The following is an 11528-nucleotide window of genomic DNA, read 5'->3' on the forward strand; positions in this document are numbered from 1 at the left end:
CGGCTTCGCGCTGATCGTGCGCACCATCCACTCGCCGTTCGGCCAGGTGCTCAAGGCGATCAAGGAAAACGAACCGCGCGCCATCTCGCTGGGCTACGACGTCGACCGCTACAAGCTGCTGGCCTTCGTGCTGTCGGCAGCGCTGACCGGTCTTGCCGGTTCGACCAAGGCGCTGATACTGGGCTTCGAAACCCTGACCGACGTGCACTGGAGCATGTCCGGCCTGGTGGTGCTGATGACGCTGGTTGGCGGCCTGGGCACGATCGTCGGTCCTATCGTCGGCGCGGTGATCATCATCATGCTGGAAAACAAGCTGGGCGACATCGGCAACTGGCTGGCTAGCGTGACGCATATCGAGTGGTTCAACACGCTGGGCGACTCGGTCACCATCGTGACGGGCTTCATCTTCATCGTCTGCGTGCTGGCGTTCCGCCGCGGCATTGTCGGCGAGGTGCTGGACTGGAGCGAACGGCGCAGGGCGGTGTGATTTCTCCGACGCCATGAAAGACGGGGTTGCCTTTGCCGGCAACCCCGTTTTGTTTTACGCCGGCGTATTTACTTCCAGAGCTTGCAGGCTGAATGCGGCCTTGCCGGCGACCTCGGCATGCATGTCTTCTGCATTTGTTCGCGTTGGTGGACGCAACAAGCGAAATGCGCGTGGCGATGTGCTTGCGACCGGTCCTTGTGTTGAATTGACTAGCGACGGCCAATGCTAAAATAAGTAGCAGCACCTCACAATTGATATATATCGTTGTTACGTAGTGCCATTCCGGAACAAAGTCGATGCGCAGAAAAATTCCCAGCACCAGCATGTTGGAGGCTTTCGAGTCTGCCGCGCGCCATTTGAGCTTCACCCGCGCGGCCGACGAGCTGTCGTTCACCGAGAGCGCAATCAGCCGCAAGATCGCTTTGCTGGAGGAGTATCTCGGCGTCCAGCTGTTCACCCGCGTCAAGAAAAGACTGCAGCTGACCGACGCCGGCAAGAGCTACAGCCAGCGGGTGCAGGAGAGCCTGGACAAGCTCGAGATGGACACCACGTTGACCATGGCGCACGACGCCGGGCGCATTTCACTTGAGCTGGCGGTGTTGCCGACGTTTGCGTTGAAGTGGCTGATGCCGCGCCTGCACGAGTTCAACGCACTGCATCCCGAAGTCACGATCCATGTTGCCGCGCGTGAAGAGCCTTTCCTGTTTTCGGAAGCGCCGTTCGACGCCGCCATCCATTTCGATCATCCGGTCTGGGCCAACGCCACCAGCACCTATTTATTTACCGAGGAACTGATCCCGATCTGCAGCCCGCAGTTGATCGGCGGCAAGCATTGCCGCAAGCCGGCCGACTTGCTGGACTACGTGCTGATGCACAAGACCGGCCGCCCGGAAGCATGGTCGCGCTGGTTCGAACTGGCCGGCTGTCCCGATGCGCGCGCGCTGAAAGGTCCGCGCTACAACATGTACGCGATGTCGATCGAAGCCGCCCGTCGCGGCGCCGGCATCGCGCTGGTGCCGCGCACTTACGTCATGGACGACATCGAGTCGGGGCAACTGACCGTGCCGTGGGAGATGGTGGTGCCGGGCGCGAAGGACTATTACTTCGTCGTGCCGGAGCAGAAGCAGGCGTCGCAGGGAGTGCAGTTGTTTTTGGCGTGGCTGCTCAAGGTTGCCGAGCAGTATCGGGATGTGACCGAGCAAGCCTGAGGTCCTGGCCTGGGGCGCCGGAAATAAAAGGAGTTGGATGTCAGGTCGCCGCAGATCGGGCGCCTGAAGGACGAGTCAGGCTTTGAAACACGGGGAAGGAAACCTGGTCGGGGTGAGAGGATTCGAACCTCCGGCCTCTACGTCCCGAACGTAGCGCTCTACCGGGCTAAGCTACACCCCGACGGTGTGGTGTTTTGTCGTTGATCAGTGGTTGCGGTCAACAGCGAACGTCGATAATTCTAGCAAAGAATTTTTGTACTTGCTATCCGGCAGCGACTGCACGGCGTTGGCCGCGCGTTGTGCCGCTTTCTGTGCTTCGCGGCGGGTGTAGTCGAGCGCGCCCGAGCTGGTAATAGCGGCCAGGATCTGGTCGAAATGCTGCTCGTCGCCGTTTTCGATGCAGCTGCGCACCAGTTCGCGTTGCTCCGGGCTGCCGTTTTCCATCAGATAGATCAGTGGCAGCGTCGGCTTGCCTTCGCGCAGGTCGTCGCCGACGTTCTTGCCGATTTCGGCGGCGTTGCCGGAATAGTCCAGCACGTCGTCGATCAGTTGGAACGCGGTGCCAAGCGAACGGCCGTATTCGCCGGCGGCTTCGATGCCGGCTTCGTCGGCGCCGGAGATCAGCGCGCCGAGCTGGGCGGCGGCTTCAAACAGCTTGGCGGTCTTGGAGCGGATCACGCGCAGGTAATCTTCTTCGTTGACGTCCGGGTTGTGCATGTTGAGCAACTGCAGCACTTCGCCTTCGGCGATCACGTTGGTGGCGTCGGCGACGATTTGCATGACGCGGGCGTTGCCCACGGTCACCATCATCTGGAAGGCGCGCGAATACAGGAAATCGCCCACCAGCACCGAAGCGGCATTGCCGAACAGCGCGTTGGCGGTTTCCTTGCCGCGGCGCAATGACGATTCGTCAACAACGTCGTCGTGCAGCAGGGTCGCGGTGTGGATGAATTCGATCACCGCCGCCAGCGAATGGTGGGCCGTGCCTTTATAGGCGTATGCATTGGCGATCAGCAGCACCAGCACGGGGCGGATGCGCTTGCCGCCGGCGCTGATGATGTACTCGGAAACCTGATTCACCAGCGGGACTTCGGAATAAAGTTGCCGGCGGATAACGGTATTGACCTCGCCCATGTCGGCAGCTATCGGGTCAATGAAGGAATTGGGCGTAGCGGTTTGGAGAGCGGCGGACAAGGCTGAACCTGTGAAAAATCAAGATTGCCGTGATTATACGATGACAAAGCCGCCGCCACGTACCGTCGCGACTGTTTCGGATTGTGCTTTTCCTGGTGGAAATTGCCGTATTGCCATTTCATCAGGGGTTGCACACGAAAGTCAAGAGCTTTTGACGAGCTGGCTAAGTCTATGTATAATTGGAGGTTTTCCCGATTCGAAAGCCGCTTTTCATGGGCCTCGCAGAGGAGGAAAAGAAAATTTATTCATTCATTTTCGATGAGGTTTCACATGTACGCGGTCATAAAAACCGGCGGCAAACAATATAAAGTTGCCGCTGGTGAAAAACTTAAAGTAGAACAGATACCGGCAGACATTGGCTCCCAAATCACTTTGGATCAAGTGCTCGCAGTGGGCGCAGGCGATACCGTGAAATTCGGTGCGCCATTGGTCGAGGGTGCAACGGTGCTGGTTACTGTCATAGCGCAGGGTCGCCACGACAAGGTCAAGATCTTCAAAATGCGTCGTCGTAAGCATTATCAGAAGCGTCAAGGCCATCGCCAGAACTACACCGAACTGCAAATCGTCTCGATCAACGCTTAATAGCGCAGGTCAAACTAGATACAAGGAGTCCTTAAATGGCACATAAAAAAGGCGGCGGCACTACGCGCAACGGCCGTGATTCAGAGTCGAAACGACTCGGCGTCAAGGTCTATGGCGGCCAAGCGATCAACGCTGGCGGCATCATCATTCGTCAACGCGGCACCAAGGTTCATCCTGGTGAAAACGTTGGCATGGGCAAGGACCACACTCTGTTCGCATTGACAGAAGGTAAAGTCCAGTTCGTGATCAAGGGCGTTGCGAAGCGCCAGTACGTTACTGTTGTTGCGGCGGCTGCTTAAGTTTTACTTGAGTCCTGCACATTAGTGACTACATGAGGCGCAAGCCTTAGCAAAAGTTGTTTTAAGGCTCTGCCTCTGGTGGAGCCTTTTTTAGTTTTTAGCTGTCTGGTTTTGTTTTCATCCTGCAGCGCGCAGGTCTGGCGTCCGGCGTCACCAAGGTGACCATCGGCCCGGCAACGCGACTGTACTTGTAGCTCTAGGAATCTCTGCCTAAGCTACCCGTGTTCCGATCTCATGGCCCATGCTGTTTTTCTCCGTGGCGCCGCTGTCGTTCGGACACTGTCTCCGGCGAACGGTCTTCATTCATGCCTACCGCTTGCCCGGCTAAGTTTATTTTAAGCAGAGCTTCTTACTTTTAAGTTAGCGGTAACAATCATGAAGTTTATCGACGAAGCAAAGATCGAACTGATCGCGGGCGATGGCGGCAACGGCGTTGCCAGTTTTTGCCGTGAAAAATTCCGTCCATTCGGTGGTCCCGACGGCGGTGACGGCGGCAAGGGCGGCAGCATCTGGGCAGTCGCCGACCGTAACGTCAACACCCTGATCGACTATCGCTATTCCAAGCTGCACAAGGCGCGCAACGGCGAAAACGGTCGCGGCTCGGATTGCTACGGCAAGGGCGCCGACGATATTTTCCTGCGCATGCCGGTGGGCACGCTGATCGTCGACCACAACACCGGCGAACACATCGCCGATCTGACCGAGCACGAGCAGGTCGTGCTGCTGGCGCAAGGCGGCGAAGGCGGCTGGGGCAATATCCATTTCAAGACGTCCACCAACCGCGCCCCGCGTCAAAAGACCGAAGGCAAGGAAGGCCAGCGCCGCGAATTGCGCCTGGAGCTGAAGGTGCTGGCCGACGTCGGCCTGCTGGGCATGCCCAACGCGGGCAAGTCGACCTTTATCTCGGCCGTCTCGAACGCGCGTCCGAAGATTGCCGACTATCCATTTACTACCCTGCATCCGAACCTGGGCGTGGTCCGCGTGAGCCATGAAAAGAGCTTCGTGATCGCCGACATCCCGGGCCTGATCGAAGGCGCCGCCGATGGTGCCGGCCTGGGCGTGCAGTTCCTGCGCCACTTGCAGCGCACCGGCTTGCTGTTGCACATCGTCGATCTGGCGCCGTTTGAAGACACGGTTGATCCGGTCAAGGAAGCCAAGGCCATCGTCAAGGAGTTGCAGAAGTATGACGATTCCCTGTTCGACAAGCCGCGCTGGCTGGTGCTCAACAAGCTCGACGTGGTGCCGGAAGCGGACCGCAAGAAGCGCGTCAAGGACTTCGTCAAGCGCTTCGGCTGGAAGGGTCCGGTGTTTGAAATCTCCGCGCTGACGCGCGACGGTTGCGAAGACCTGATCACTGAAATCTACGGCTATCTGGAAACCAAGCGTCATCAGGAACATCGCGCCGAAGAAACCCAGATGACCGAAGAAGCGCGCGGTATTTCCTCGATCGATCCGGACGATCCTCGTTTCAAAGTGCTCGACTGAGCATCTGCGGTAAATTTGCAGGTAAATCGTTTACTATCTTGTTCTCGATGCATGTCCGTCGACACCCATGGTGCGGCGGACATTTGAATTTTACGGCCCGGCCGATCTTCCTCCAACAACATGCATTCCGTCATACAACAAGCCAAGCGGCTGATCATCAAAGTCGGTTCATCGCTCGTGACCAACGATGGCAAGGGGCTCGACAGCGCTGCCATCGCCATGTGGGCCGAGCAGATCGCGCACTTGCGCACGCTCGGCAAGGAAGTGGTGCTGGTCAGTTCCGGCGCGATCGCCGAAGGCATGCAACGCCTCGGCTTCGATCGTCGTCCGACCGGCGTGCACGAATTGCAGGCTTGCGCCGCCGTCGGCCAGATGGGCCTGGCGCAGATCTACGAAACCAGTTTCCGCGCGCATCAACTCGGCACTGCGCAAGTGCTGCTCACGCACGCCGACCTGGCCGACCGAGAACGTTACCTCAACGCGCGCTCCACCTTGTTCACGCTGCTGCGTTTCGGCGTGGTGCCGATCATCAACGAGAACGACACCGTCGTTACCGATGAAATCAAGTTCGGCGACAACGACACGCTCGGCGCACTGGTCGCGAACCTGATCGAAGCCGATGCGCTGATCATCCTGACCGATCAGCGCGGCCTGTATACGGCCGACCCGCGGCGCGATCCGGATGCACAATTCGTGCACGAAGCCAAGGCCGGCGATCTTGCTCTGGAAGCCATGGCGGGCGGCGCCGGCAGCGGCATCGGTCGCGGCGGCATGCTCACCAAAATCCTCGCGGCCAAGCGTGCCGCCACCTCAGGTGCGCACACAGTGATTGCCTGGGGACGTGAAGAGAGCGTGTTGAGCCGCCTCGCTGCCGGCGAAGCCATCGGCACGCAATTGACCGCGCAGACCGCGCAACTGACCGCACGCAAGCAATGGATGGCCGATCATCTGCAGACCGCCGGTCGCGTGATGCTGGATGACGGCGCCGTGCAGAAACTCACGGCCGAAGGCAAGTCGCTGCTGCCTATCGGCGTCACCGAAGTGGCCGGTGAATTCGGTCGCGGCGATGTCATTACCTGCGTTGACGCCAGCGGCAAGCCTGTCGCGCGCGGCATCAGCAATTACGCCAGCTCGGATGCGCGTCGCATCGTGCGTCATCCCTCGTCGGAAATCCTGTCCATCCTCGGTTTCGTCGAAGAATCCGAATTGATCCATCGCGACAATCTGGTGCTGCTGTAAGCCGGTAAAAATACGCCGGAAAAACAAAAGGGGCGCAGTAGTCAACTGCGCCCCTTTTTGCATTCTGCGTCGCCGGGATTCAGTCCCTGGCCGGATCGATCGGACGATTTTCACGCAGGCGGTTGCTGATTTTTCTCAGGTCGCCGTCCAGTATGCCGACCTGGCAGAAATAGCTCTTGTAGAGCGCCGCATCCTGGCGATTGGCGCCGGTATCCTTGATGCGCACCCATTTGTCGTGGCGCGAACGCGACCAGCTGCCGTCGCTGCGGCCGAAGGCGTATTGCTTGATCTCGTAGGTTTCGCAGCGAATGCCGGAGTAGATGACATTGGTGGCGCCGCCGCTGCTCTTGGTGACCATGATGTAACGTACGACGTTGTCGCTGCCGATGCTCAGCGACTTGAGGTCGACGTAGGATTTGGAGGTCGTGGTCGGCCCGACGTAGAACTCGGCAAGATTTTCCGGCAGCGGTGCGGGTGGCAATTGCACGGCGATTTCTTGCCACGGTTTTTCTTCATCGTCGAATTCTTCGTCGAAGTTGCCCAACTGCTGAGCGAAACTGAGCGTGGCCGAACACAGCAGCAGACCTGCCGCCAAGGCGCGGACAAGTCGGTGTGGAGCAAAGGTATTCCAGAAGCGTTGGGACATGAAGATTCACTTAATGGTGGGCGGAGTGGCGGATCCGCAGGGATCTGCCTGTTGGGCGTTGCCGGGATGATCGGATGCTGCGTGCTCCGTTTTGCCCGTAGCATCGGGACGGCGATGTGCTGCATGCGGCCGCGCCAGGAAGCGCGACAGCTCCTTGAGCGCCTGCTGGTAAACGTCGCGCTTGAACTCGATGACCACGTCCAGCGGCACCCAATAGTCGTGCCAGCGCCAGGCGTCGAACTCGGGATGCGAGGTCAGGCGCAGGTTGACATCGCAATCGCGGCCGACCATGCGCAACAGGAACCAGATCTGTTTTTGCCCGCGATAATGGCCGCGGATTTCACGCTTGATGAAATGATCGGGCACCTCATAGCGCAGCCAGTCGCGCGTGCGACCGATGATCTTGACGTGTTCCGCCTTCAGGCCGATTTCTTCTTCGAGTTCGCGAAACATCGCCTGTTCGGGAGTTTCGCCATGTTTGATTCCGCCTTGTGGAAATTGCCACGAATGTTCTCTAACCCGCTTGCCCCACCAGACTTCATTCTGGGCATTGAGCAGGATGATGCCGACGTTCGGGCGGAAGCCTTCTCGATCCAGCATGGTGTACCTCAAAACTTTCTGCGGCAGGGCGTCCTCTCTTGCCCTATCCGGCCTCCGCTGGCAATTGCTCGATAATTGTCAGCACGCGCCTTTATCAGGCGCGGCAAAGACCGGCACATCGACGAGCGATGTGCATGAAACAGGGATCAAATATGCAAAGAGTGGGCGCATCAGCCAGCTAATCCTTTAAAATTAGGTTGATTATAAACCTTCCTCTTTTAAAAAGAACTCATCGTCATGCGCGCCTCCCGATTTTTTATTTCCACCTTGAAAGAAGCTCCTTCCGACGCCGAAATCGTCAGCCACAAGCTGATGATGCGGGCCGGGATGATCAAGCGGCTCGGCTCCGGGATCTACACGTACATGCCGATGGGCCTGAAGGTAATCCGCAAGGTGGAAGCGATCGTGCGTGAAGAAATGAACCGCTCCGGCGCCATCGAATTGTTGATGCCGGTAGTGCAGCCGGCCGAGCTGTGGCAGGAAACCGGCCGCTGGGACAAGATGGGCGCCGAACTCATGCGCGTGAAGGATCGTCATGGCCGCGACTTCGCGATCCAGCCGACCTCCGAAGAAGTGGTTACCGATGTTGCCCGCACCGAGCTGCGCAGCTACAAGCAGTTGCCGGTCAACTTCTATCACATCCAGACCAAATTCCGCGACGAGCGCCGTCCGCGTTTCGGCCTCATGCGCGGCCGCGAATTCACCATGAAGGACGCCTACTCCTTCGACCGCGACATCGACGGACTGAAGAAGTCCTACCAGGTCATGTACGACGCCTACGTGCGCATTTTCACGCGCTTCGGCCTGCAGTTCCGTGCGGTCGCCGCGGACAATGGCGCCATCGGCGGTTCCGGTTCGCATGAGTTCCACGTCATCGCCGCCACCGGCGAAGATGCGCTGGTGTATTGCCCGACTTCCGACTACGCCGCCAACATGGAAGCGGCCGAAGCGGTCGCCGTCAACGCCACGCGCGGCGCGGCCAGCGAAGCGCTGACCAAGACTGCGACGCCGGGCAAGGCCAAGTGCGAGGCGGTGGCCGAGCTGCTCAAGCTGCCGCTGGAACGCACCATCAAGTCCATCGTCCTGACCGTGGAAAAAGACCAGCCGGCCGACAAGGAAGTCTGGCTGCTCCTGCTGCGCGGCGATCATGAGCTCAATGAAGTCAAGGCCGGCAAGATCCCCGGCCTGGCAGGCTATCGTTTCGCCAATGAGGCCGAAATCGTCGAATGGTTCGGCACGCCGCCGGGCTACCTCGGCCCGATCGGCACCAGGAAGCCGGTCAAGGTCGTGGCCGACCGCACCGTCGCCAACATGAGCGATTTCGTCTGCGGCGCCAATGAAGTCGATTTCCACTTCACCGGCGCCAACTGGGGCCGCGACCTGCCTGAACCGGTGGTCGCCGATATCCGCAACGTCGTCGAAGGCGACGCTTCGCCGGACGGCAAGGGCGTGCTGGCGATCCAGCGCGGCATCGAAGTCGGTCACGTATTCCAGCTCGGCACCGCCTACTCGGAATCGATGAAGGCGACTTACCTCGACGAAGCCGGCAAACCGCAACCGCTGCAGATGGGTTGCTACGGCATCGGCGTCACGCGCATTCTGGGCGCCGCCATCGAGCAGAATTTCGACGACAAGGGCATCATCTGGCCGGCCACGCTGGCGCCGTTCGAAGTGGTGTTGTGCCCGATGGGCTATGACCGCAGCGAAGCGGTCAAGGCCGAGATCGATAAACTGTACGACGCGCTGGTCGCGGCCGGCGTCGACGTCATCCTGGATGATCGCGGCGAACGTCCGGGCGCGATGTTTGCGGACTGGGAACTGATCGGCGTGCCGCACCGCGTCGTCATCGGCGACCGCGGTCTCAAGGACGGTCAGATTGAATACCAGGGCCGCCGCGATACCGCCGCCACACCGGTGCCGCTGGTCGACGCGCTGGCGTTCATCAAGGGCAAGCTGGCCTGATCGGAGCTTGCCGCAACATGCGGTTTTTCCGGCTGACCCTGACCCTGATGCTGGCGTGCGGTCTGCAATGGTTTGTTGCCGTTGCCGCCCACGCCGGCAATCAACAAGAAGAGCAGCTGGCGGATTCGCTCCGCTCGTTGCTCACGCAAGCGGTGGCGGACGCCCGTCCGCCGAAGCCGCAATTTTCCACCATCGAAGAACGTATCGCCTACCTCAACTGGCTGGGCGAGATGTCCGATCGTTTGCGCGAAATCGTCCCTGACCGGCGCGGCCGTCTGGAGTTGCTGGAGAGCGCCTGGTATGAAGCGCGCCGCGCTGGACTCGATCCGGCGTTGGTGCTGGGATTGATCCAGGTCGAATCGGCGTTCCGCAAATATGCGATCTCGTCAGCCGGTGCTACCGGGTACATGCAGGTGATGCCATTCTGGACGCGCGTTATCGGCGACGGCGATCGCCGCAAGCTGTTCCATATGCGCAGCAACTTGCGCTACGGCTGCGTGATTTTGCGGCTCTATCTGGACCAGGAGGGCGGCGATTATTTCATGGCGCTGGGACGGTACAACGGCAGTCGCGGTCAGGCCGAGTATCCAAACGCAGTCCTGAGTGCGTGGAAGCATTGGGAGTACGGCAATTCCGCCGGCCAAAAAGGAGAGGGAAGCAGCGCCGCAACCGTCGTGCGCTGATCCCCTCTGCCGGCGTCGCTAGTCCAGTCTGCCGGGTAAATCTTTACTGAAAATTTCTTACTGCGTCGTCGCCGGCACAATCGTCACATCCTTGCGCAGGATGCCGCCGGAAGGCACGCTACCTTCCACATCACTTGGGTTTTCGATACGCCGCTGGCAATCCGCCTGATCGCCGGCAGGCAGGGCCTTGCAGCGCTCCAGCGCGTTGGAAGAGTATTGGGCTTGCTGGCCGTCATTCAATCGGCCTTGCCTGGCCTGCTGGTAAGCGGCGCCGGCTTCGCGCAGGCAGGTGGCCTTGTCCTGATTGGACTGGCCGCTGGTGCAGACGGCTTTTTCACGTTGATATTGCGCGTCGAGTTCGGCATTGCTCTTGCCAGCCGCGAAAGCGCAGGTCGTCGCGAGCAAACCTGCTGCGGCGATGCTGAGTGCGGCGGCGGTGTTGCGCAAGCCCGTGCGGGCCGGTTTCTGTTGAGGGAATGTCATGCTGAAATCCTTTCAGGTTACGTCCGTGACATCTAGACTCCGGCCGAAAACCCAAAGTTCAGCCGGCGACAGAGATATCGGCGCCCTGTAGGAATACACTGTCGGCGCATGGCAACCCGATGCCTCCAAAAACAAAAACGCCCGCGCGTTGCGGGCGTTTTTGTTTTGCAAGCAAGTCTGCAAAAACCTGTATTGCCTATTTCAAATGGCCGGAAATCAGCTTGGTCATTTCAAACATCGATACCTGTTTCTTGCCGCCGAACACGACTTTCAACTTATCGTCCGCGTCGATATTGCGCTTGTTCTCAGGGTTTTGCAGATTGTGTTTCTTGATGTATTCCCAGACCTTCTTGGTCACTTCGGTACGTGGCAGAGGCTTCGCACCCACGACTTCAGCCAGCGCTGCGGATGGTGTCAGCGGCTTCATGAAGGCGGCGTTGGGAGTACGTTTGACGGCTGGTTTCTTTGCTGCTGCTTTTGGCGCTGCGGCTTTCTTGGGTGCTGCTGCTTTTGCTGCAGGCTTTGCTGCTGCTTTCGGTGCTGCTTTTTTCGGTGCTGCGACTGCTTTCTTTGGAGCTGCTTTCGGTGCTGCTTTTGCTACGGGCTTCTTCGCTGCGGCTGCGGGTTTTTTGGCTGTGGCCATCTGTAAGCCTCCTTAAT

General features: G+C 59.3%; 13 protein-coding genes and 1 tRNA gene. 8 read left to right on the forward strand and 6 right to left on the reverse strand.

What is annotated here, in order from left to right:
- Together DXT88_RS01210 and DXT88_RS01215 are read left to right on the forward strand one after the other, a co-directional pair.
- The coding region (locus DXT88_RS01210; protein ID WP_265211142.1) for a branched-chain amino acid ABC transporter permease at positions 1 to 487 on the forward strand (487 nt) is incomplete at its 5' end.
- A 296-nt stretch (positions 488 to 783) separates the two neighbouring features.
- Positions 784 to 1695, forward strand: a complete 912-nt coding sequence (locus tag DXT88_RS01215; protein ID WP_265211144.1) for a LysR substrate-binding domain-containing protein — start codon at positions 784 to 786, stop codon at positions 1693 to 1695.
- 104 nt (positions 1696 to 1799) lie between these two features.
- On the opposite strand, the gene DXT88_RS01220 is transcribed toward DXT88_RS01215, so the two are convergent.
- Positions 1800 to 1876 (reverse strand) — tRNA-Pro (locus tag DXT88_RS01220).
- Between the two features lie 23 nt (positions 1877 to 1899).
- Positions 1900 to 2889, reverse strand: coding sequence for an octaprenyl diphosphate synthase (ispB, locus tag DXT88_RS01225; protein ID WP_321161090.1), 990 nt, complete (start codon positions 2887 to 2889; stop codon positions 1900 to 1902).
- A 270-nt stretch (positions 2890 to 3159) separates the two neighbouring features.
- Here ispB and rplU point away from each other — a divergent pair, with 270 nt between their 5' ends.
- From rplU to proB, 4 genes are all read left to right on the forward strand, one after another.
- A complete protein-coding gene (gene rplU, locus DXT88_RS01230; RefSeq protein WP_007878066.1) occupies positions 3160 to 3471 on the forward strand; it encodes a 50S ribosomal protein L21 in 312 nt (103 codons plus the stop codon).
- A gap of 35 nt (positions 3472 to 3506) precedes the next feature.
- Positions 3507 to 3770, forward strand: coding sequence for a 50S ribosomal protein L27 (gene rpmA / locus DXT88_RS01235; RefSeq protein WP_016834239.1), 264 nt, complete (start codon positions 3507 to 3509; stop codon positions 3768 to 3770).
- 375 nt (positions 3771 to 4145) lie between these two features.
- Entirely contained in the window at positions 4146 to 5255 is a 1110-nt protein-coding gene (gene obgE / locus DXT88_RS01240) for a GTPase ObgE (RefSeq protein ID WP_016834240.1), read from the forward strand.
- 120 nt (positions 5256 to 5375) lie between these two features.
- On the forward strand, positions 5376 to 6494 hold the full coding sequence (proB, locus tag DXT88_RS01245) for a glutamate 5-kinase (RefSeq protein ID WP_016834241.1): 1119 nt from the start codon (positions 5376 to 5378) through the stop codon (positions 6492 to 6494).
- 79 nt (positions 6495 to 6573) lie between these two features.
- On the opposite strand, the gene DXT88_RS01250 is transcribed toward proB, so the two are convergent.
- Together DXT88_RS01250 and DXT88_RS01255 are read right to left on the reverse strand one after the other, a co-directional pair.
- The gene (locus tag DXT88_RS01250; protein WP_040503431.1) at positions 6574 to 7140 is read right to left on the reverse strand and encodes a CNP1-like family protein; all 567 of its coding nucleotides are present in this window, start codon (positions 7138 to 7140) and stop codon (positions 6574 to 6576) included.
- A gap of 6 nt (positions 7141 to 7146) precedes the next feature.
- Positions 7147 to 7740: an RNA pyrophosphohydrolase gene (locus tag DXT88_RS01255; protein ID WP_265211152.1), complete on the reverse strand. Its 594-nt coding sequence runs from the start codon at positions 7738 to 7740 to the stop codon at positions 7147 to 7149.
- Positions 7741 to 7977: 237 nt separating this feature from the next.
- Here DXT88_RS01255 and DXT88_RS01260 point away from each other — a divergent pair, with 237 nt between their 5' ends.
- Together DXT88_RS01260 and DXT88_RS01265 are read left to right on the forward strand one after the other, a co-directional pair.
- Positions 7978 to 9702 (forward strand): proline--tRNA ligase, encoded by a 1725-nt coding sequence (locus DXT88_RS01260; RefSeq protein ID WP_265211153.1) that lies wholly within the window; start codon positions 7978 to 7980, stop codon positions 9700 to 9702.
- A 17-nt stretch (positions 9703 to 9719) separates the two neighbouring features.
- Positions 9720 to 10385 (forward strand): lytic transglycosylase domain-containing protein, encoded by a 666-nt coding sequence (locus DXT88_RS01265; protein ID WP_265211154.1) that lies wholly within the window; start codon positions 9720 to 9722, stop codon positions 10383 to 10385.
- A gap of 57 nt (positions 10386 to 10442) precedes the next feature.
- Here the strand turns inward: DXT88_RS01265 and DXT88_RS01270 are convergent, their stop codons facing one another.
- Complete coding sequence (locus DXT88_RS01270; RefSeq protein WP_016834246.1) at positions 10443 to 10868, reverse strand: hypothetical protein; 426 nt, start codon at positions 10866 to 10868, stop codon at positions 10443 to 10445.
- A gap of 196 nt (positions 10869 to 11064) precedes the next feature.
- Positions 11065 to 11511 carry an SWIB/MDM2 domain-containing protein gene (locus tag DXT88_RS01275; protein WP_265211157.1) on the reverse strand — a complete coding sequence of 149 codons (447 nt, stop codon included), beginning with the start codon at positions 11509 to 11511 and terminating at the stop codon, positions 11065 to 11067.
- Between the last annotated feature and the right edge of the window lie 17 nt (positions 11512 to 11528).

It is taken from the genome of Herbaspirillum lusitanum, from assembly GCF_026127345.1.
GTDB lineage: Bacteria > Pseudomonadota > Gammaproteobacteria > Burkholderiales > Burkholderiaceae_D > Herbaspirillum > Herbaspirillum lusitanum.